22 protein-coding genes are annotated in these 22,444 nt (G+C 41.6%); 1 reads left to right on the forward strand and 21 read right to left on the reverse strand.

Going from position 1 to position 22,444, the window contains the following annotated elements; all coding sequences use genetic code 11:
• Positions 1-13: 13 nt before the first annotated feature.
• The 15 genes from QM351_RS07715 to QM351_RS07785 form a co-directional block, all read right to left on the reverse strand.
• The gene (locus QM351_RS07715; RefSeq protein ID WP_414327141.1) at positions 14-322 is read right to left on the reverse strand and encodes a TIGR04197 family type VII secretion effector; all 309 of its coding nucleotides are present in this window, start codon (positions 320-322) and stop codon (positions 14-16) included.
• A gap of 472 nt (positions 323-794) precedes the next feature.
• Complete coding sequence (locus tag QM351_RS07720; RefSeq protein ID WP_414327142.1) at positions 795-1,175, reverse strand: hypothetical protein; 381 nt, start codon at positions 1,173-1,175, stop codon at positions 795-797.
• Positions 1,176-1,360: 185 nt separating this feature from the next.
• A complete protein-coding gene (locus QM351_RS07725) occupies positions 1,361-1,567 on the reverse strand; it encodes a hypothetical protein (RefSeq protein ID WP_414327143.1) in 207 nt (68 codons plus the stop codon).
• Positions 1,557-2,078: a hypothetical protein gene (locus tag QM351_RS07730; RefSeq protein ID WP_414327144.1), complete on the reverse strand. Its 522-nt coding sequence runs from the start codon at positions 2,076-2,078 to the stop codon at positions 1,557-1,559. The genes QM351_RS07725 and QM351_RS07730 overlap by 11 nt, the downstream gene beginning before the upstream one ends.
• Positions 2,078-3,748 carry a hypothetical protein gene (locus QM351_RS07735; protein WP_414327145.1) on the reverse strand — a complete coding sequence of 557 codons (1,671 nt, stop codon included), beginning with the start codon at positions 3,746-3,748 and terminating at the stop codon, positions 2,078-2,080. Before QM351_RS07735 ends, QM351_RS07730 begins: the two co-directional genes overlap by 1 nt.
• Positions 3,745-4,188 carry a hypothetical protein gene (locus QM351_RS07740; protein WP_414327146.1) on the reverse strand — a complete coding sequence of 148 codons (444 nt, stop codon included), beginning with the start codon at positions 4,186-4,188 and terminating at the stop codon, positions 3,745-3,747. Before QM351_RS07740 ends, QM351_RS07735 begins: the two co-directional genes overlap by 4 nt.
• A 1-nt stretch (position 4,189) precedes the next feature.
• Positions 4,190-4,852, reverse strand: a complete 663-nt coding sequence (locus tag QM351_RS07745; protein ID WP_414327147.1) for a hypothetical protein — start codon at positions 4,850-4,852, stop codon at positions 4,190-4,192.
• On the reverse strand, positions 4,849-5,181 hold the full coding sequence (locus tag QM351_RS07750) for a hypothetical protein (protein WP_414327148.1): 333 nt from the start codon (positions 5,179-5,181) through the stop codon (positions 4,849-4,851). The genes QM351_RS07745 and QM351_RS07750 overlap by 4 nt, the downstream gene beginning before the upstream one ends.
• A 15-nt stretch (positions 5,182-5,196) precedes the next feature.
• The gene (locus tag QM351_RS07755) at positions 5,197-5,583 is read right to left on the reverse strand and encodes a hypothetical protein (RefSeq protein WP_414327149.1); all 387 of its coding nucleotides are present in this window, start codon (positions 5,581-5,583) and stop codon (positions 5,197-5,199) included.
• A gap of 194 nt (positions 5,584-5,777) precedes the next feature.
• Positions 5,778-10,196: a type VII secretion protein EssC gene (gene essC, locus QM351_RS07760; protein WP_414327150.1), complete on the reverse strand. Its 4,419-nt coding sequence runs from the start codon at positions 10,194-10,196 to the stop codon at positions 5,778-5,780.
• Between the two features lie 3 nt (positions 10,197-10,199).
• Positions 10,200-11,489, reverse strand: a complete 1,290-nt coding sequence (gene essB, locus QM351_RS07765; RefSeq protein WP_414327151.1) for a type VII secretion protein EssB — start codon at positions 11,487-11,489, stop codon at positions 10,200-10,202.
• Between the two features lies 1 nt (position 11,490).
• The gene (locus QM351_RS07770; RefSeq protein ID WP_003013697.1) at positions 11,491-11,733 is read right to left on the reverse strand and encodes an EsaB/YukD family protein; all 243 of its coding nucleotides are present in this window, start codon (positions 11,731-11,733) and stop codon (positions 11,491-11,493) included.
• The gene (gene essA, locus QM351_RS07775; protein WP_024054630.1) at positions 11,734-12,189 is read right to left on the reverse strand and encodes a type VII secretion protein EssA; all 456 of its coding nucleotides are present in this window, start codon (positions 12,187-12,189) and stop codon (positions 11,734-11,736) included. It abuts the gene before it with no gap.
• Entirely contained in the window at positions 12,186-15,209 is a 3,024-nt protein-coding gene (gene esaA, locus QM351_RS07780) for a type VII secretion protein EsaA (protein ID WP_414327194.1), read from the reverse strand. The genes essA and esaA overlap by 4 nt, the downstream gene beginning before the upstream one ends.
• Before the next feature lie 131 nt (positions 15,210-15,340).
• Positions 15,341-15,628, reverse strand: coding sequence for a WXG100 family type VII secretion target (locus QM351_RS07785; protein ID WP_003009979.1), 288 nt, complete (start codon positions 15,626-15,628; stop codon positions 15,341-15,343).
• 476 nt (positions 15,629-16,104) lie between these two features.
• Here QM351_RS07785 and QM351_RS07790 point away from each other — a divergent pair, with 476 nt between their 5' ends.
• Entirely contained in the window at positions 16,105-16,656 is a 552-nt protein-coding gene (locus QM351_RS07790) for a hypothetical protein (protein ID WP_118095931.1), read from the forward strand.
• 54 nt (positions 16,657-16,710) lie between these two features.
• Here QM351_RS07790 and QM351_RS07795 read toward each other — a convergent pair whose 3' ends face one another.
• The 6 genes from QM351_RS07795 to QM351_RS07820 all read right to left on the reverse strand — a co-directional run bounded on the left by QM351_RS07795 (position 16,711) and on the right by QM351_RS07820 (position 22,318).
• Complete coding sequence (locus QM351_RS07795) at positions 16,711-18,561, reverse strand: proline--tRNA ligase (protein WP_414327152.1); 1,851 nt, start codon at positions 18,559-18,561, stop codon at positions 16,711-16,713.
• Positions 18,562-18,576: 15 nt separating this feature from the next.
• Positions 18,577-19,836, reverse strand: coding sequence for an RIP metalloprotease RseP (gene rseP / locus QM351_RS07800; RefSeq protein WP_021154371.1), 1,260 nt, complete (start codon positions 19,834-19,836; stop codon positions 18,577-18,579).
• Positions 19,837-19,872: 36 nt separating this feature from the next.
• Positions 19,873-20,676, reverse strand: coding sequence for a phosphatidate cytidylyltransferase (locus QM351_RS07805; RefSeq protein ID WP_023919527.1), 804 nt, complete (start codon positions 20,674-20,676; stop codon positions 19,873-19,875).
• Between the two features lie 9 nt (positions 20,677-20,685).
• Positions 20,686-21,435, reverse strand: a complete 750-nt coding sequence (locus QM351_RS07810) for an isoprenyl transferase (protein ID WP_003009971.1) — start codon at positions 21,433-21,435, stop codon at positions 20,686-20,688.
• Positions 21,436-21,589: 154 nt separating this feature from the next.
• The gene (yajC, locus tag QM351_RS07815) at positions 21,590-21,916 is read right to left on the reverse strand and encodes a preprotein translocase subunit YajC (RefSeq protein WP_003004444.1); all 327 of its coding nucleotides are present in this window, start codon (positions 21,914-21,916) and stop codon (positions 21,590-21,592) included.
• A 156-nt stretch (positions 21,917-22,072) separates the two neighbouring features.
• Positions 22,073-22,318: a hypothetical protein gene (locus QM351_RS07820; RefSeq protein WP_003009969.1), complete on the reverse strand. Its 246-nt coding sequence runs from the start codon at positions 22,316-22,318 to the stop codon at positions 22,073-22,075.
• Between the last annotated feature and the right edge of the window lie 126 nt (positions 22,319-22,444).

Here is a 22,444-nt window from a genome sequence, read left to right on the forward strand (position 1 = left end):
ATCTCTTCCTTTCTCAATGTTTTGCCGAACTATACAGTGCTTCGCTTCCTGTCCCTGTATGACTATTGATATATCCTGCAATCGAAGCATCTGTCGTCTGGAACTCTGCATGAATTCCATGAAGCACCTGAATAAAGTCGATAGCCCTCTCCTTTGCCTGCTCACCTATATTTTTATCTTTATCGATATTGCTTGTCATTCCTGCCTGACCTTGATAAACATTGCCATCATCTTTTGTCCCAATAGCTGAACTCACTGAGTTTGACGCAGACACAATGCTATCCGCATAGGAATGAACTGTCTCATTTGATTGAATTGCCATATAAAATGTCCTTTCATTGAAGAGAAGTGTTTGGTAGAGAATTCATTAAATGGTAAATCATATAAATCAAGTCTTTATTGACCTTTGTATTGATTATTCATCACTTTTATCATTCTCACCTAAATCAAAAACGAAGAATGGCTTACCTAATAGAGTTCTCCTAATTTATTGATAGAGTATGTTGAATAATTGAAAATATTCTATCAAATGAAGGATCTTAGTAATCCTTTCTGTTTTACTTGGAGTCAACTTCACCTCTTACTTTGAAAAAAGCCCTAACAAAAAGTGATCATACTCTCAAAAGGTCGCTAAACTAGCTCAGTTTTCATTTACATTCCTCATTGCTTGTGAGAATTAAAATTTCAACTCAAAAATACCACTTTACTATCATACCTAAAATTGCTTTGAAAATCAAATTAATTACTAGTTAGAGAGAGTTCAGGGGACTAAAAAGAGAGAACCGTCGTTCTCTCTAATATCTTTTTTGATTTGCTTCTTTTTCAGCTAGCTCATTTAAGAGTTGAGTGCGTTTCTTCTGAACCATTTCAAGCTGACGCTCTGTCTCACGATACTGCTTTTTTAGTTGCAATTCCTGCTCATCTAAATCCAAATAGATTTTTCGAGTTGTCGCATCCATCTGTTCTAGTAGTTGAATATAAAAGGAGCGATGAGAAGGTGTTACCCCCATCAAAAGTAAATCATTGAGCTGATAAAGAGCATCTCCTTGAGAATACTCAAGATCTTCCCGCAACTGATAGAGCGCTTTTTGCTCATCTTGATTATCCTCTAACTGAAGATCCAACCTCATCTGATCCTTGTAGAGTAGGTCCAACTTCTCTTGTTGTTTACACATCAATAGATTACCTCTATTTTTCGATTGAACTTTAACTATATTTCTCTTATCGCCTTATGTAATTACTTTTATAAACTTAAGCAATAGAAGGATTAGTATGTATAGATTCACATAATGTTCGATTGAAAACACCTGTTTCCTTAAAACATGTAGAAGTCTAGTTTCACATTATTAAAAATCTGTAATTATTTTGATTTTAATATAGATTCCAGACCAGAAAATACAATATCTCTCAATACTTCGTTATAGCTTTCATAATTTCGGCCTGCCTTTATCGCTTCAAAAGCAACTTTTATCTGTCCATCAATTATTAGAGTTAGACCCTCGACTTTTTCATCTGATCCTTCTTTTCCAAAGGTTTCATTTAAAATAACTAATTTATTATCTGACATTAATTTTTCCATCCTTTTCAATCCAATATTGTTTTTCTTTAGGTATTAAACGATCAAATCGTCCTAAAAAGACTTTCCATTCTTTTGGCACATATCTTTCGTAATTTTTCAGCCCCAGATGATTTGAATAAAACTCCTGTTTATCAAAATCTATCAAAAGATCTGGGAGTAATCCTTCTCCTTCCAAGATGATCTCTGAATTTGTTTCATCACTTTCCATTGATCTTTTAATAATTAAAATCAACTCTTCAACCGTCACTTTCAAACAGTCATCTTCATAAATTTCTAAGTACCTATTTAGATTATTTTTTGTAATCACACGAAGATTATACTGAATCTCAGGTAAATAGGAAAAATCAAAATTCAAACCCGCTTCCTTATATTCCTGAATATATTTATTAATATCCATTGTCCACATATCACTTGAACAAATATACCAGTTAAATTGATTATTTGCAATAATAGCAACAATATTCATTTCTGGCTTATTTATTAATTGACGATTATTCATTAATCTACTATTCTCCCATTTGTTCCATATTCTTCTATCCACCTTACAAATGGATCTGGTAAACCATAACTAGTTCCTTTTGTAGTCGGATCAACAATTTGAGGTGCCATTCCATCCTGATATCCAGGGTTCAATTTTGCATTTGCCTGTGGAATTGCATTTTCTCTAATCAAATCATCAAGGTATTTAGGAACCTCAAACTCTACAATTTCTCCTCCCGGCCTTCTAGTATCCCTAAAGTATTGAGCATGCTCCAAATCATATGCACTCACATACAGTGTGGTATCCTTGTCTGGTATATTCAATTTTCCATCATCATTTACAATAATTCTTTCCCTACTTCTTGCTTCTCCAGAACCTCCTCCTTGAACACGATAATATTTTACAGTTTCATCTGAATCAGGAGTAATAGTCTCTACTTTTGGCACATCCACATCAGTTGCAGGTCTTCTAACACCCGGTAAATCAACATCTACTTCTGGTGCTCCACCACGTCCGAACTTCACATCCGTATATTTTCCAGCCTTACCTAAACCGTGTCCCATTACTTGTCCTAGGACCATATTTTGGATCGCTGAATTAGGATTTCCCCCACTAGCTACCGCATAGATAACCTTGCTTACATCGTTCACATCATCCGCATATTTCCCAGCACTTGCCAATCCCTTTAGTAAAGTTGATCCGCTCACACCAGCCTTTGCAAGTTGAGTTAAATACGCTGCTGAACCCATTGATGCAACAGTCACAGCTGCATCAATACCTGCCCAAACTCTCTCTTCAGTTGAGAGTTGAGTTCCTGTTATCATAGTATGACCTGTAGCTGCTGAGTAAGCACTATCAGTAGCTAGATATGCTCCTCCAGCATAAGTTGCATAAAGTGACGTTCCTCCAGTAAATGGAGCTAGAGCCACTCCTCCTACCATTGCTAAACCAGCCAAAACTTTCAGACCCGTATCCACATACTGTAGCTTTTCCTTGTTTTCTTCATAGTAACGGCTTGCCTTGAGTTTTTGATAATCAGGGAGTTGACTTGGATAACGAGCAGCCACAATATCCTCTGCACTTTTCCCCTCTAGAGCTTTAATCTGCTCATCAGATAATTGGTCTTTCTGAGCCAACATTTCCGTGGCTGCTCTTAAACGTTCATCATAAACATCTTTAGCCGCCTGAATAGGGCTAGCCTTCCCATCTAATAATTCAGCTAAACTATATGATTCATATTCGGTAACAGATTCATGTAATGGACCATAACTACTCGAATAACCTCTAGATACCTCTTTGGTTACTGCTTTCTTAGTATATTCACTCTTATAAGGTTTCCCTGCACCGTTTACATTATTTAAAGAAGCAAAAGCATTATCCATGCCTTTCGTAAACTTACTGTCAATATTTTGAATAATATCAGAATGAACTTTTCTAGCGCTGGTCAGCATTGTGTAGATACGCTTTAGAGATTTATCAAAAACAGAACTATCTTTCGTCAGCCCCAGGGCTGCCTCACCTTGTTGAATGTATAAGTCTTCAACACCCTCATTTTTCACTGTATTTCCAACAGCTTCAATATCTCCCATGATAGTACTCATAGATTTAGAATAGCCACTACCGTTAATATTTGATTGGACAACTGGTTCTGTGGTAAAGTCTGGTTTATTTGTATAATATTCTGTCATTGTCCCCCCTCCTCTTTAGATTTTTTTGCTTCTTCTTGAAGGTTTTGTTTTAATATATCAACAGAACCCTTTGGATCTTTCTTAATTGCTTCCTTAATATCTTCAGATGTATTTGAATCATCTAAAATTAAATTAGCAATAGCAGTAGCTAATATTTTATCCGTGTCTACCATTTTATCATAGGTGTTCTGTGCATGCCTGTATAAAACTTCACTTATAGTTTGAAACTCCTGAGCCTTTAAGTAAAATAAACCCAAGCCTCCATTACTATCGCTGGCCACAATTAAATCATGAAAAGCACCTTGCGAAGATAGATTTGGAAGTTTTGACACAACATCTTGAACTTTAGCAGTAACCTGAGCAGTTAAGGTCGCAAGATTCATACTATGAAAAATTAATTGTTCCTGATCTGATAGTACTAGTTTAATATCTATTGCCATATCATATTCTCACTTTCAATTTTTTTATGATCTGCTTCTTTAACTCCTCGCTATCGATTGAACGACGACTTTGCCGTTTTAAGTCGTATTCATACAAGTGATTATTATTTGTTAAATAAATAATATCTTGAGTATCTTTTGATAGCTCATTTATTCGAATACGAATCGCTTCATCATTACCATGATGAACTATCATGCGCATAAAAGCTTCGTCTTCCCATTGCGAATGAATATAGTCTTTAATTGTATTGTCAACATTCTGCAAAACAGGATGCATTTCCATCAAAAATGCAAGGAAAACCCCACAACCTGCTCGGTCAATTTGAAATTGATTTTCTCCAACTTTCATAATAATGATAGCCATTCTCTTAAACTCATCAACACCTGGAGCATATGATAAAAGTTGATCAATTTGACAATGATAGGAGGATTCGTGATATTCCTTTAGAAAAGCACCATACCGAACACATTCTTCTGAAGGTACATTATCTACAATTAACCCCATCTCCTTTAAGTCCTCAAATCCTTTTTCTAGGACTCTTAAAAGTTCCTCTTTGCGACTACCAACTGCTTCATCTGTAGTGGGAAGGGGTAGAAACACTAAATCTTCTGAAAAATCGTTAAACATATGGAGGGCATATAAAGCTTCTAATGTAAAAATCATGCGTTATCAATCTCCTTTATTACATGAGAACTTGAAATAGAACCTAGAAGCGATTTTAAACCTGATACTGCTGCTTGAAGTTCGTTTAGGCTATTCCCATAATCTGAACGATACAATTTAAGAAACCGTTTTAAGTCTAAATATTGATTCTTGCTCTCCCCCTTCCATTCTGTCTCGTTTGTTTCAATTCCAGATATTTCAGTATCTATATCAGAAAGGAGATTATTTATCTCGTTTAATTCATTAATAATTACATCAAGGTCAATATCTGTATATATTATCTCATCAGTTGTATAACTACTATCAATAGCATTAATATCTGTATCCATACCGAACTCCTCTTACTACCAAATTTTCTCCCAAAAATATTTTCCTTTATTATAGGCAGCCTTATTACTACTAATTGCAGAATCTAACTCAGATATCTTTTGCTCAAGTGTTACGTACAAGTCTTTAAATGACGAATTAGCATCTTTAACAAAATCAAGATATTCTGTTAATGTCTTTTTATCAGATTCCAATTTTTCTTTTAAATTAGATAGATAGTGGTAACCTTCATGTGTGTCTATCTTAGTAATAGTTTTATCACAAAGATCAACATATTTCTCATGGTGACTAAGCTTAATATCTACATGTAAACCGTGAGATCTAATGGAGTTTTTAACTCTCTTATATTTCTCTCTTTTAGCCTTATCACTATCAATCTGCGCCTTCAAAGTAGCATCACTCATTTTTCTACCTCCTTTTTTCTACCCTCTGTTCTTTAGGATTTTCTTTTATCAAATCTTGTAACTACCTATCTAGTTAATCCTCTCGTAGCTAATACCTAAAACTAGGTAATCATAGGTATTGTTACCTAAAATAGGATTTTCTAACTGTAGTTATTTCTATTGGTACATAATAGTTGTCTCTATCCCCCTAATTTCTATTGTTTTGTAATTTTTAATTTTGTTTGCACATTTTGATAATGAAGATAAATTTGATCGTCTAAAAGTGGCTCTTCTCGTCCCATAGATGATCTAGTAAATATCGTCTGTTCTCCCATTTTCATGGCAATAACAGCAGTATCTAAATGAGCTTTCAAATATTTCGGTATGTCTGTATAACTGGTCAAGTATGTTTTATGAGTAACAAAGATGAAATGAAGTCCCACTCTCTGTCCTTCTTCCATCAAAAGGGCTAATTCATTTGGTTCAATAGCGCTTTGTGACACAAACTGAGCAACATCAGTTATAACTACAAAACATTCAGATATTGTTCGTTGCTTCCTAGCTAAAAGTACTTTCTCTTTCAAAGATTCAACAGTCGAACGATAGTCCATATCATAGCCAATATAATTACCTACATTGTTCGAGTATCCACTATATTCTCCAGTCGGGTCAAAAATTGTGATAGCATCAGTTTCAGAAACATGAAACAACATCTTGATTAAATGTTTTGTAACAGAAATCATAGTGCTTTCCTTATCAGATAATACCAATAAATGTTTTAGACGTTTAAGAGGTATTCCGAATGCCTCTACTTCTTCAAATTCCAAGCCTATTGGTAAATCCATATTTTGTATAACCTTTTGAGTTGTAGGGAGATTTATAAAGATATCTTCTGTCAACTCATCTGGCACCATTGGGATGCCTGCTGGGGTGCGGCCTGTCCACATTTCTTTGAGGCTTTGGACTTGGTCGCGGAGATTGTTGATGATTTGGATATCATTGTCCCCTGCGACTGGTAGGGCGAACTGGACGACATCTACTTCGTCACGCTTCATGAGCGCGCGTCCCTTGATGTCTTCCATGGTAGATGCCAGTGGGGTTGCTCCCACGATACCGCGGACTTCAGAGAGATCATTTTGTGGCAAGGTCAGCTGGTGCTTGAAGTTTGAATAGAGCTGAGCCCGTAGGTTGTTCTGACGGCTAGCTGTGATGATCAAGTGCACACCTATGCTGAGACCTTCACGAGAGATCCGCATGAAGAGCTTGAAGAGGTCTGTCTCATAAGGTTCGTCCTTCATAGACTCATAGCTATCCATGAGGATGACCATAGTTGACTCTTGCTTACCGGTCACTTCACGGTAGAGGGCGATGGTACCGACACCATGCTCAGAAAGCAGCTTCTTACGACGATCCAACTCGCGGTTGATGATCCGGATGAATTTCTGGATTTTCTCCGTCTGATCCAGCAAGAGACTATCAGCCACATGTGGCAGTTGAGTCAAGGGTGCTAGACCATTGGTTCCGAAATCCAGCAGATACATAGTCAGATTTTCTGGGCTCTGCTTGCGAGCCAGATCCATTGCGGCTGTCTGAAGGAAAGTGGTCTTTCCTGTACCTGGACTTCCGTAAAGGAGGATATTCCCATCTTTTGATAGATCGATGGCGACTGCTTCTTGCTTTTGCGCTTGCGGGATATCGGCGACCCCAATCAGGACGCTTGGAGCTGTCCGTTTTTGCCAAGTCTCGATCGGTACGACCTTGTCCAACTCATCCAGCGTGATCCGCTCTTTGAGGGGTGGCAACCATGGTTGGGCCACAGCTGCGATGCCTTCTTGTTGGTGCAAATGGTTGATTTCTTGCACGATGACGTCCAGCTCTGTTGGCACTTCCTTGATTTCTTCTGCCATATCCAGACCAGAGAGGTCTTGGTTGAGGACTTCGTATTGGCCCAGTTCATTGATCAAGTAGATGGTATGGTCTTCGATTCCTAGCTGGTCCTTCTCAGGTTGGTAGTCTGCTCCTGACCAAGCTGTTTGGAAGAGTTCATAGACTTCGTTATTCCCGACTTGAAGGTAAGCGCGACCAGTCTGAGTGATCTCAGCCGCATCTGCCGTCCGCAGCATCTCCATGGAGTCTCCACGGTCTGCCACCTTGAGGGCTAGCTTGAAGCGGGAGTTGGACCAGATCTGGTCATCCACGACCCCAGAAGGCTTCTGCGTCGCAAGGATCAAGTGTACCCCGAGGGAACGCCCGACACGCGCGATAGAGACCAACTCCTTAATGAAGTCTGGTTGGTTAACCTTGAGCTCAGCGAACTCATCACTGATCAAGAAGAGGTGAGGAAGCGGTTCTGTCGCTTCACCGAGTTTAAATTTCTTTTGGTATTGGTTGATATGGTTGACCCCATATTGACCAAAGAGACGTTCCCGACGATGGATCTCCGCATTGATAGAGGCCAAGGCCCGCATAGACTGGGCACCGTCCAAGTTGGTGATGGTCCCAAGCAAGTGAGGCAGATCCTTGAAGAGGTTGGCCATTCCCCCACCCTTGTAGTCGATGAGGAGGAAAGCCACATCGTGTGGGTGGAAGTTGACGGCAAGGCTCAGGATATAAGACTGAATGGTTTCAGACTTACCAGAACCGGTTGTCCCTGCGATCAAACCGTGTGGTCCATGAGCTTTTTCATGGAGATTGAGGTAGACCAAATCGTCCTTCCCACGCAGACCAATCGGCACGGCCAAACTTTGGTAAGGAGCATGGCTCTCCCAACGACTCAAGACCTTGAGGTCATTGAAAGTTTCCGCCTGGTACATTTCAAGGAAAGTCACCGAGTCTGGAATTGAGCTCTTGAGCTGTTGGATATGTTTCAGTGGGGCAAGGCCACGCGAGATGGCTTCCTTGTCATAGCCTTCAGGGAAGTGGTCCAATTGGAAGTCGAGCTCCCGAAGAACCCCTTCTTGCAAGAGCAATTGTCCTTGGTTGCGGTCCTTGATGGAGATAACCGTTTGGATATTTTCAGAAAGAGATGAGAGCACATCTGCCACGTAGATGATGGAGCAGCCGAGCTCTGTCGGATCCTCACGGAAGAACTCCATGATGACATGATCCAAAATCAAGGTTTCATCGGTGATGAGCACCACATAGTGAGGGTGGAAGATCTTGGTGTCATTGGCTTTTTCTTCCTCTTTTTGCGCCTTACGGAGCTTGAGGATTTGGTTGAGACTGTTTAAGACCTGATCGCGTGTCCGCTGATTGTAGACAAAACTACGGACATTCATGTCTTGCAGAGTTGCATGAGGCAACCAGCGCATCCAATCCCAGCTTTCTTTTTCTTCTTCTGGAATGATCGGAATAATGGTCAGATCATGGTAAGAGTGAAAGACAGCCAATTGGGCAACCAGGAGTTGCAACTGTTCTAGCACGATGGGACGAGGACCGACGTACCCTACAGGTCCCCGATTAAGGCTAGCTACAATCGGAAGATTGTCGATTTTTTGATGAGCTTGGAAAAGAGCATAGCCTTCTTCTTCCAAGGCATCTTTCTTCCCACTGCGCTCTTCCTGACCATATTTGAGCTCATAGCTGGTTGGAACCTTGCCCAAGCCCAAACGATAGGCCAAAAAGTCAAAATGAAGCGGTGTTTTTTCGTAGATCCGCGAGTCATAGCGTTTGACCATCTTGGTCAAGTCTTCGATCGCTGGGAAATGGTAAAACATGCCTTCTCGCTGCTTCCGAGATAGCTGTTCCAAGTCCTTGGCCTTGTCTTTGAGATAGAGATGGTAGAGCTCCACGCGCTCTTTCTTGTCTTCTTTGTATTTCTTACGATTCTTGAAGAATCCTTGGACCGAAAAGATCACACTGACTACAGACATAGATACTGTCGCGATGATATAGAGTCCCCGCGGTTGGAAAATGGTGATCAAGAGGGTCACCCCAACCATGATGAGGGGTGGCATGATCAACTTCAAGAGTTCATCTGATGGCTTTTGAGGCTCTGCACCTGGAGGATTGATCAAGATCTTGTCTTCCGAACTTCGGTAGATGATCCGCGGAGACCGGTGGTACTCTGGATAGTCCTTGTAGAAGTCATAGCGTGAATGCAAGCGCGGCACCAGATAAGGACTCACTTCGACAGCCCCTTCCACGCCAAATTCTTCCGGATAGAGCTTAAAGGTCACATCTCCAATAGCCAGTTCATCCCCAAAGGCCAGTGGAAAAGTCGCTTCACTGACGAGTTTGTGGTTATGGTAGAGTTTTCCAGATAAGAGCTGACAAGTCCAAGTCTGCTCTTTTTTTACAAGGAGAAACCGCACTGGATAGTGCAAGCGCACATCCGCACCCTTTTCATCTGCTACGAGAATTTCTTCCTTGTCTAGCAGTTCATAAGTATGGACTTCCCCTGTCGCTAAGTAGCAGACCACATCCCCAAGGATTTTGCTATTTTCAAGCACGCCCTTATCTTCACCATACTGGTAGAAGATTTCTCCTTGACTCCATTGGAAATGAAGGGGATTTTCTTGCGAAGCCAGGGTCAACTGAGCTGTTTCTTGATTCGATACAGTCGCTGTTTTTCCCTCTTCTAGCGCTAGCTCATAGCGAAAACCTTTTTTATAGAGTATGATACGTTTTTTCATAGACTACTCCTTGTGGTCGCTAGACTCAGTCGAGCTTGCAGTTGTAGAAGACGAGCTTTCTGTTGAGGAGCCTTCTGTAGATGAAGCTGTTGTTGAGCTGCTAGTGGAAGATTTGGTTTCATCTGTCTCTGCTTCCAAGAGTTTAGAGCGGGCATCCCAGTATTTCTTGTATTCGCCCTCAAGCTCAGAGAGTTTCTTCTCGCGCTGTTCACCAGAGAGTTTTTCGCTATCACGTGTCGCCTTGATTTCTTTACGAAGGGCATAGATGATCAAGTCTGAATCGTCGATCCGCTTGGCTGTATCCAGCGCTTGGGTAAAATCATGACGGCCGATATAGATCCAGTAGTGGAGATAGAGGCTATCTGACTTGAGCGTAACATTGTTAAGTATGACCTTCTTTTGGTCCTCTGAGAAATTCAAGCCTTGCAAATAAGACGTTGCCAACTCATATTTCTGTGTCGTTGGAAGACTGCTTGGAGCTACTCCCTCCAATTCATCGATCACACCGGTATAGTCTACCTTGAGATAGGCTGTATCCGCTTGAAGCAACTTTTCTTTAAAGGGTGCTTGGAAAAAGACCAAATAAATCAAAGGCAAGAGTAAGAGGGCCACTACAGCTGAAAGCCACACTGTTGCCAACTTAAAGATTCGGTGTTGACGACTCGAAACCAAGGTCAAGGTCTTTTCTTCCTCTTCCTTGCGTTCTTGGTAGGCTTTCTCTAAGAGAACTTTCATCTCTTCTAAGCTAGCGGCATCACGGATTTCCACCAAGAAATCAGGTAGATCTTCTAATTCGAGTGTCCCTTGATAGAGCTCCATGAAATCCCAGTCCCCAAAAAGAGTAACAGCATAGCACTTGGCCTGTCGCAAGAATTCAACCTGATCCCACTTGCGTGGCACCATCATTCCCGGAACCCCGCGGTAAGCGATCTTGACTTGCGCATCCTTGGTCACAAACAAATTGATGGGATGCAGCATAAAGGTCACCGGAAGCTCCAATGCTGGCGCCAAATCTAAGACATTAATGGCTAGACGCAGACGGTCTGAAACCGGTAATGCCTGGATTTCTTCTGCACTCAAGCCCAGAGCATCTGTCTGATAGGTCAGATGAATCTGGTCTTGATCCGCTGTCATGCTTTGCTCTAAAAACAGGGGATGATGGAGATCCAAAATCCATAAATTGCGTAAATCCTGGCTATCCACTTCTGAACGCTTGAGGTCCAGCCGCCAGCTCGTTTCTTCTTTTTCAAAACGGAAGACTTGTTCTTCCAGTGTAAATTGTTCTTCTTTCACCTTACCACTCCTCAATCTCGATCAGATCACCACTCGTGATCGGATACTCTTGTACCACCTTGCCTTCATCCAGCAAGATGCCCTTATTTACCACGCGCAACTGATACTTGCTTCTAGGCTCCATGGCAGACCCAAAGATCTGATCCAATTCCCGAATCAATCGTCGCACCTCCATCCGCGTTGGGATTCGGAGGTCATGGCTTGCACCATTCATACGGAAGGTGACATTGATATGTTGGTCCATTTAGGCCTCTTTTCTATAGATTCGATAGGAAATATAGCCAGCAATCCCAAAGAGAAGAGCACTCCAAGCCAGCATTTGCAAGGCTGGAATAAAATCCGACAAGCTGGCCGAATTGTCCTCCACATTGGACTCGAATTTAGATAATTTTTGATTTTCAGGCTGGAACAGGTCCGCTTCAGGCCCCGTTTTTTTCTTTCCCTTTATAGCAGAAAACAACTGGCCGTCTGAATCGGTCAATTGTTTCTCTTGCTTGCGTTTTTCATCTGCTAATTTTTTCTGATCCTTCTCATTGAAAAGAGACTCAGTCGCATCCAATTGGCCCCCAAGTGTCTTTTCCTGCTCTGTCTCAAGACGTGAGTTGTTGACCTGCAGACGATTATCAATAAAATCATCTGCAGAAACAACAACCGCTGGCAAGAGACTTAAGACAAAGAGAAGATACATCATTTTTTTCATAAGCTTGATTCAATTTCCTTTGTTTGAGTAAACTTCTTAGGAATGAAGATATTGGCAACCGCCAAAAGTCCGAAGAAGACCAACAATCCGAAGAAGACGCCGATACCGGCTGTTTGTCCATCAAAGTAACCCGCAAACTGTCCTTCTAAAATAGAAAGGAGGTTGACATTTTTCACCAGTGCTGGAAGGCCTGACAAGGTCGCGGTCGTTCCGATCGCGCTTGATAGGTAGACATAGCTGATCAACATGAAGAAGGCCAGTCCCATTCCAATCACACGGAAGTGTTTCAAGAGAAGGTATTGTAGTTGTACCAAGACAAAGCTTGCTAGAACCGCTAAGAACACCCATGAAGGTACATATTCACGACCAACAGAGAGTTGAATACTTGAAATCATTCCGATCACCAGTCCAAGGATGAGAGAAAGTCCCACAAGGACACCGACAGACAAGAGATCTGATTCTTGCAAACGATCCAATTTGAAACGATCCTTAACCTTGCGAATGATTGGTTGAGTCGCAAAGAGATAAGCTGTAAAGAGACTCAAGACTTCCAACATAAAGATCCAGATAAATGGACGGTAGACGTTGATAGTCGCTTTCACAGAAGAAGATTTCTCTGCAACTGGATTTGACAAGAAGTCGAGCAAGACTTCATTCGGCACTCCGTTTTCATAGGCATTGTTGAAGACCTTACGGAAGGCTTCGACGAAGTTCCCATTTTCAGACAATTCCTTGTCGAATTCACCCATCAAGCTCTCTGCATTGCTAGACAATTTCTCTGTATTGCCTTGGGCTTTTTCCAATTCTTTGTTCAATTGGCTAAAGATTTCATTGGTAGAGTTAGCAGCTTCTACATTGCTACGAGATGAGCTCTTAACGCCTTCTGTCGAGCTCAATAATGACGTGTATTCAGAACCAAGAGCTGACAAATCTGCATCGGTCTTGGTTTGAGCCTGTGTCACTGTTTCCTGCGCTTTTGAGATCTCTTCTAGGCGTCTTTGAAGGTCTGCATACTGCTTCAATTGATCGTTGATATTTTGGGTTAGATCCTTGTTGGTGTTTTCGATTGCTTGAAGATTTGCCTGCAATTGTGGTCCCAAGTCTTGCAACTGTTTAAGTGTACCATCTAACTGGGCTTTCACACTCTTCGTTGCATCCCCAGATTCATCCGTTTCAATACTCTTACGGTAGTCCTTCATGTTACTTGAAACGGCAGCCTTCACGACATCGACCAAAGCATTTGTCAAATCCATATCTTCGATCGGATCATAGAGCGAATGACGATCTCCCTTGTCATCTTTTGGATAGTAAGCATCGATCAATGCTCCCGCGCGTTGATAATCCAGGGCGATTTCACTAGCTTTCGATGCATAGTTAGCGACAGCTGTTTTCAAGTCTTCTGCAGATACAGTCACACTGGTTGAAGAAACTCCATTCACAAGGACTTCAACATCAATCGCGCTTGGCATAGCTCCTCCATCTTCAACAAGGTGAATTTGAATTTGTTTGCCATCTTTCAGTTCGACTTCCTGCTCACCACTGCCTGCATAAGTCTGTCCATCATAGGTCCAAGTATCAACCTTAACTCCTGCAGGTACTTGAATGCTAACTTTTTGTTTTCCAGATTTAGCATTGAGAACATTCGCAACTGCCGTTAATTTAGCATCCACTTCAGCAGCCAATCGTTTCAAGTCATCTGCGTTCCCTTTTGCTTGCCCCTTCGTTCCAGCAAAAGCACTATCAAAATCAATCGCTGCGTTGAGATTCCCATACTTATTCAGATTAAGACTAGCAGGATCTAAAGACGGAAGTTTTTCAATTGCTTGACGAATTTCATCATCCGCTTTATCTCGAGCCTTGCTGATAGTTTCGATTTTTGGCTTTCCAAGCAAGGTACGAAGAGTGACTTTGTCTCCTTCATTTAGACCATAGTAGTCAAGGATCTTCGCTTTTACAGAAGACTCGATGTTCTTTTCGTGCTCATCTAATTTGTCGCGTTCTGCCTTGATCCCTTTTTCGAGGTCTGCCACACGATCATTCACATCTTTTGTCAAGCCTGCATAAGTCTTGGTACCTGAAGCATCTCCTTCTGTTTCAGTTGGTTGACTCAATTGTTTGGTAATTGCTTCTTGGTTTTGTTGTAGATTCTTATACAACTCTTGGGTCTTTTCACTGACAACAGACTGGTTCATAGACATCAGCTGGTTCATGAACTCTTCATGGCTGATCTTGTCCTCAGAGCGTTGTTTGATCAATGTGTCGAAGTTTTGACCGTACTGATCCTGAGATTGGGTCAATTGATCAAAAGCCTGTGTATAAGACTCAAGGACTGTCTTCAAAGCATTGTTCGACTCGACAGAAGACGTAGACAAGCTATAGAGACTTGGAAAGATATTCTTCGAATCTAAAGCCGAATCCAGCAAGTTGCTTCGGTATGAACCAATGTTGGTAGATTGAATTTTGTTACTTGTTTCCACGTTCTTCTGAGCTGTATAAAGGTTGCTCAAAATGCTAACCATATACATATCAACCAACTGGCTATTCAAGTCTGAAACGATATCTTTAGCGACTTTATTGGCCTCGTTTTCAACCTGAGAATTTCCAGCCGCATTGACCTTATACGTCACCGTGGTCTTCTCTGCATTAACCGCATTCACTTCCAAGACCTTCTCTGAGAAGTCACTTGGAATGACAATCATCAACTGGTACTTGCCATCTGCAAGCCCTGACTCAGCGGCTCCACGAGGGAGTACAGACCAGTTTTGCGAATTATCCCGTTCGATATTCTTTACATAGCTAGCCCCAAGGTTGTATTCTTTATCATTCAGTTTGACCGCTTTGTCTTCATTGACAACCGCAATATTAAGCTTGGTGTTTTCTGTCGTTTGTACGGTCTTGGCTTCGTTTTGCTTTTGGTCCTTTTGAACCGTCGTATAAAGACCCACTACAGATCCCATCAAAAGGAGCACAACTGCACTCTGACCGATGTATTTTAACCATTTTTTCTTTTTCACTTCTATACCTTTTCCTTTTTCTAATTCATAGATACAAAATAGGGGTTAGGAATTAAGAATCTAACCCCTATTTTCTATATATCAAAAGACAAAAGGGTGATCTACCTACAAGAAGTAAGATCACCTCCAAGACTATCTTAGTGGATTTGTGCAGCGATATCTTGGTCAGTTTGTTCAACGATATCAGCAACTTTGATCAATTGAGCGTTGATGTCTTCCAACAATTGAGCGAATTGTTTGATTTTTGGAGACAATTCGTTGAATTGTGCTTCAAAGCTATCAAATGCAGATCCATCCCAGTTTGCGTCGATGACTTGTTGTTCATGAGTCAAAGTGTTAAGGATTTGATCGATTTCTTGAGAACCTTGTGAATAGCGTTGTGCTGATTGACGTAGTTCTTCCGGAGTTAATTTAATTTGAGCCATATGTTTCTCCTTTTGGGCTGATACCCTAATATTTTTTTCATAAACAATACATTTAGTACGAATTAGTAAAAATCCAAAAAACTGTATATTTACCTTTTCACTCCCTATTTGTATTATTTACTTAAAGATATCTTAATGAAATATTGCGAGAAAGTCAAGTTTTGAGCCCCAACTGATAAAATATTGTAACTTTGTTACATTTTTGAAATAATTTGTTATACAAACGTAACATATATCTGAAATTCCTTGCCCCAGTAGTCTCCAACTAGTATTATTTCTGATAAGAAAAGAAGACACTCTGTCCTGTTATATTAACTCGACACATAGATAAAAAATGTTGATTTTAGGTGATTTTAGATACAATCTTTGATGATTTTTGTATATTTTTTCATTTTTAAAACTTTTATGGTATAATGAAACCTGTTCAAAACTTGTTTCATACAAGATCGAACACCATTAACCTATAAGGAGTATATATGAAAAAATTTCTACTTGTCTCTGTCTGTCTACTAGCTCTTACCGCTTGTAGCCAAGGCCAACAAGGCAAAGGGACTACTAACGCTTCTTCCAAGCAAGAGGCCACTCAAACCAAAAAGGAGCAAGTCCAAAACAAGACCTTTGTTAGTGACCTCGGCGATCACCACCAAAACAAAATTCAAATCGGCTACAAAAAAGATGAAATTGTCTCTTTTACTTTTCTTAGTTTTGAACCCATTTCCTCAGATTTGCAAGACATGGATCTTTCCGAGTTAAAGGAAATCTACCAAGAAGAATTAGAACATAGCGATATCTATAAAAGCTTAAATGGCAAGCCTGGTCTTAGCTTCCGCATTCAAATTTCGAAAGATAAACAATCCTATGCCAAGGTCTTACAAGCTGACTTCTCAAAAATCAAGAAAGATGAGTTTGCTTCCATCTACGGGGATCAAGGGGAGGAAGAAACAGCTGAGTTCAAGAAATACCTCAATGGCAAACCTCAAGATCTCTTTACCTATTTCAAAGATCAAGGCCTCAAAGAAGAAAAATAAATAGAGCTTCCTGAGTTTCATCACCACACTGGTGAGAGCTCAGAAAGCTTTTTCTTATTTGTTCAAGATTGAAAGGGTTTCAAGGAGATTGTCCGCATGAACTTCGATGGTATCTCCTGTCGCTTTGATTTTCACTTCTACGATGCCTTCAGCTGCTTTTTTACCAACTGTTACGCGGATTGGAAGTCCGATCAAATCACTATCGCTGAATTTGACACCAGCGCGTTCATTTCGGTCATCCACCAAGACTTCATAGCCTTTATTCACCAAGGCTTCTTCGATCCGATCTGTCAAAGCAAGACTCGCTTCATCCTTGACATTGACTGGAATCAAATGCACATCAAATGGCGCCAATTCTTTAGGGAAGTTAATCCCCCAAGCGTAACGGTATTCCCCTTTTGGAGTCTTATTGACAAAGAGGCGAGCATGTTGCTCCATAACGGCTGAAAGAAGACGGCTGACACCGATTCCGTAGCAGCCCATGATGATTGGAACTGCACGACCGTTTTCGTCCAAAACATCTGCTCCCATGCTAGCGGAGTAGCGTGTGCCGAGTTTGAAAATGTGACCGATTTCGATTCCACGCGCAAAGTTCAAGACCCCTTTCCCATCTGGTGAGATTTCGCCTTCACGAACTTCACGGATATCGACGTATTCTGCAGTAAAGTCACGTCCTGGGTTGACACCAGTCAAGTGGTAGCCTGTTTCATTGGCACCGACTACTGCATTGCGGCTATCTTGGACCTTTCGGTCTGCGATAATCTTAACATTTTCAGGAAGATCTACTGGACCGAGAGAGCCAAAATCAGCTCCTAATAATTCTTTCACTTCCACTTCGGTTGCAGGTTCAAAGAAGTCTGCTCCGAGGTGGTTTTTCAACTTCACTTCATTGAGCTGATCATTACCTACAAGAAGGGCAACAACAGGCTCACCATCTGCGATGTAAACCAAAGTCTTGATAGTAGCTTCTTCTGGAACATGTAAGAATGCAGCTACTTCATGAATCGATTTGACACCTGGTGTTTCCACGCGCTTCACTTCTTCTTCCGCTACGACACGGTTACTTGGCTTGTATTCGTTAGTAGCCATTTCCAAGTTCGCAGCATAGGTTGATTCACTTGAATAGGCAATGGTATCTTCACCAGAGACCATCCATTTGAGCAATTCTGCTTTGATTTCTTCTTGAACTTCTGCTGGGATCTCATCAAAGGAAGCCACCGATTTGTCTAAAACAACCCAACGGTCCAAGTCTGTACGAGCAGGTGTAACAGCCATAAACTCTTGGCTATCTTTTCCGCCCATGGCACCACCATCACCGATGATGGCTTTGTAGTCGATGCCACTGCGTGTGAAGATCCGCTCATAAGCTGCCTTGTATTCATCATAAGTGACATCCAAGCTATCGTAGTTAGCATGAAAGCTATAACCATCTTTCATGATGAACTCACGGGTCCGAAGAAGACCGTTCCGTGGGCGTTTTTCATCGCGGTATTTTGGTTGAATTTGGTAGAGATTCAACGGCAATTGTTTGTAAGATTTTACGGAGTCGCGCACAATAGCGGTAAAGGTTTCTTCGTGAGTTGGACCTAAGATAAAATCAGAGCCTTCACGGTTTTTCAACTTATAGAGGTCTTCTCCGTAAGTTTCGTAACGACCAGATTCACGCCAGAGATCCGCACTCAAAAGGGCTGGAGCAAGCATTTCTACTGCTCCAATTTTTTCAAATTCTTGGCGCATGATGCCTTTTGCTTTTTCAATCACTCGATTAGCTAGTGGCAAATACGAATAGACACCAGCTGATACTTGGCGAACATAACCTGCACGCAACATCAAAGCATGGCTAATGACTTGAGCATCGCTTGGCATTTCGCGAAGCGTTGGAATCAACATTTTACTTTGTTTCATGGACAATATCCTTTTCTATTTCAAAAATAATTTCATAATATCATTCCAGGTGACAGCAATCATCAAAATAACCATTACAGCTACACCTGCAAGCGTCATATAGGTTTCTACTTCTTGTTTCAGTGGCTTTCTCCGGACGACCTCGATCAAATTGATCAAGATTTTTCCTCCATCCAAAGCGGGAATCGGGATTAGATTGAAGATCCCAATATTAATAGAGAGCATGGCCATAAGAGACAAGACTGCTGGAATTCCTAATTGAGCAGCTTGTGAGCTGGCATTGTAGATGGCAACCGGACCACCCAGTTTATTGAGACTAAAGTGGAAAATGATATCTTTCAAAGCTCCCAAAATCCGTGTCGCTGTATTCCAGGTATCTGTAAAACCAGACAAGAGTTTATCCACAAATCCTGTCTTGAGGCCATTTGTCACACCCAGATAGTAACGATTCCCTGACTTGGTTGGCTTTACTTTAACTTCTTTTTCTTGGCCGTCTGTTTTGACTTTCAGGGTCAATTCAGGAGCCGTCTTGCTGTCCTTGGTTGCTTTCTCGACAGCATCAGTCAGCTCATCCCAGTTGCTAACGGTATCGTTGTTAACTTGAAGGATCTGAACGTTGCTTTTGACACCGACCTTAGCCAGCGCCCCATCGGGTGCCACCTGAACATTGTTGCTGTAGTAGTCAATCGCACCACCGCGCATAAAGGCTAGAAGTGAGTAGACGACAATACTGAGGATAAAGTTGTTCATAGGACCCGCAAAGTTGGTGATCAACCGTCCCCAAATGCTGGCATTCTGATACTGAACATCTCTCGGCGCAATCCGCACTTCTGTCCCATCTTCCTCAACAATGGTCGCATCATGATCGACATCATAAGTCTTAGTCTCATCGAGAACCAAGCCCGTAATTTCCAGTTTGTCTTCAAAGTCAAACTGGGTAACATTCATGGGAAGGGCTGTCTGATCCAGATTCTTTCCTGAAAGATTGATCCGGACGACCTTACCAGCCTCATTTAGCGTCAAGCTGACAGGCGTTCCGGTTTTAATCTCAGTTGTATCCTCACCCCAGCCAGCCATCCGAACATAGCCACCTAAAGGTAGAATGCGAATCGTATAGGCTGTTCCATCTTGACCAATATGGGCAAAGATCTTTGGACCCATCCCGATCGAGAATTCTCGCACCAGGATGCCCGATTTTTTTGCAAAATAGAAATGACCAAACTCGTGAACGAGAACGATCACTCCAAAAATAACAATAAAGGCAATAAACTGCATCGTTCTATACGTGGTTTCCTTTCTATCTCTTCTGTCTTAGAACAAGCCCAAGAAATGCATCAAGGGAAAGACAAAAATCAAACTATCAAAACGGTCTAGAACACCGCCATGTCCTGGAATAAATTTCCCAGAATCTTTCACACCGAAGTGGCGTTTAATCGCACTCTCTACCAGATCTCCAAACTGACCTGCGATACTAAAGAGGATGGTAAAGAAGATCATAGCAAGAAAACCATGTCCACCCGCCACAGAACGATCCACGATCATATAGATCACAGTTACCGCAACTGCAGACAAGATTCCCCCAAGACTGCCTTCAATCGTTTTATTAGGAGAAACCGCAGGCATGAGCTTGCGTTTCCCAAACCGACTTCCTACTAAATAGGCACCGGAATCTGTCGCCCAAACAATAAAGAGGGCTAAAAGAACCTTATCAATACCAGCAATTCGCGCATCTACTAAGGAATGGAAACCAAGTCCAACATAAAAGCTAGACGCAATGGGATAGACCACATCTTCATAATTGTAATTCTGAGCAAGAACAGTTGTTCCCATGAGAATCAAGACAACCAAACCATAAGCAATCATATTGCCATCTGCTGGAAGGTAAGGGAGGTAGTCCTCGATCGGCAACGTCAGGACAAAGGCCGCTAACATGGCTAGCGCTCCTTCAAAGGTCGCTGTCTCAAGCCCCTTCATCTTGAGCAATTCATGAACCCCTAGCATGGCGATCAAGCCAATCACAATCTGGAAGAACACCCCTCCAACCATTACTGTTGGAATGAAAAAGAGCAGGGCAATTCCTCCAAAAATCACACGTTTTTGTAAATCTTTCGTCATCATCTTCTCCTAAACACCACCAAATCTCCGATGGCGATGGCTATATTCTACTATGGCACTTCGTAGTGCTTCCTCTCCAAAATCTGGCCACATCACATCTGTGAAATACAACTCACTGTATGCAGCCTGCCAAGGGAGGAAATTACTCAAACGGATCTCTCCGCTGGTACGGATAATCAAATCCGGGTCCCTTAGGACGCGTGGCAAACTCTCGGTATAGAGAGAATCTGCGATCATCTCTTCTGTGATATCTTCTGGACTGAACTTCGCATCCAAGACTTCTTGGGCGATCTGCTTCACGGCCTGAGTGATCTCAGCACGTCCACCATAATTGAGTGCGAAATTCAGGATCAAGCCTGTATTGAGATGGGTCATCGCTTCTGCTCTTTCCAAAGCCTCTAGCGTTTCTTTTGGTAATTTCTTGGTATCACCGATCATTTGAATCTTGACATTGTTGCGATGCAATTCGGGGACGAAACGATCATAAAACTCGACCGGCAAGTGCATGATGAACTTGACTTCATCTTCAGGGCGTGTCCAGTTTTCCGTAGAAAAGGCATAGACCGTCAAGACCTGAACCCCCATATTTTTTGCTGCAATCGTCACTTCTTGGAGAGCTTCCATCCCTGCCTTATGACCGAAGACGCGCGGTTGCATCCGCTTTTTCGCCCAGCGACCATTGCCATCCATAATGATCCCAATGTGTTTCGGGACTTCTAAAGGTATCTCGATTTTTTCTTTTTTCTTAAAACGAAACATGTTTTTCTACCTATTTCAATATTTATCGCTTCATTATACCATAAATCCCCATAAAATAGGGACTCTGGCCTCTTTTTTGAACCAGCAGGACTTTCCTTCATCACATCGTCCTATTTGCCCACCAAAAAAGAGGCCCTTGCCTCTTCTTTGATGATTATTCTTCGATGGCTGAATCAGCATCTGAGCTAGCACCTTCTGTCGCAGTAGCTGAGATTCCTTCTGATACAGGAAGAACTGTTTTGATCGCTCCCAATTCAAAGGTCAGGTAGACACCATCAACATCCAAGACAACGGTCTTGCGGTCTGTATCGACTTCATCGATGGTTCCGTACAAGCCACCAATCGTGATGACTTCATTTCCTTTTTGAAGTTTATTCAAACTTTCCATCCGTTTTTGGTACTGTTTCTTTTGGCTACGGCTCATGAAGTACATCAAACCGACCATAAGAACGAGCATAATTAGCAAACTTCCGCCTTGCATATGTTTCTCCTTTAATTTTCATATATGCTATACTATATCAAATTTCGCCCGTCTTTTCAAGTTTTCCCATCCTCTTCAAGTAAAATCAGACTCCAGTCTCAGAGAGGAGGCAAGTTTTGCTGAAAAAGAAAAAAACCACGAAAAGTGGGCTACTGACTAGTCAATCGTAATGCCATACTTTTCATGATTCTCATCATACCAATCAATCAAGGCCAAAGCCGTTTGATAGGTAATATTTTTGATTTTACTCGTTCCCTTCGTCAAAGTCGCCAAGCTCATTTTGCTGATGTTTGTTTCAGTTGCGACACGATAGCTCGTCAAGCGACCGTCAACCATCAGTTGAACAACGGCTTCCACTTTTCTGTATTCGGGAGTTGAGTAGATATCAATTGTATTGCTCATCTTACTTCCATTCCTCAAATTTTATTCTTGTATAGATTATATACTTATTTTCTTTATTTATTAATAATTTTGCTCAAATTGGATTAATTTCACTAATTATTGATGTTTTTCCACCCCAAATAGGAG

The organism is Streptococcus parasanguinis (assembly GCF_047465465.1).
Lineage (GTDB): Bacteria > Bacillota > Bacilli > Lactobacillales > Streptococcaceae > Streptococcus > Streptococcus parasanguinis_AI.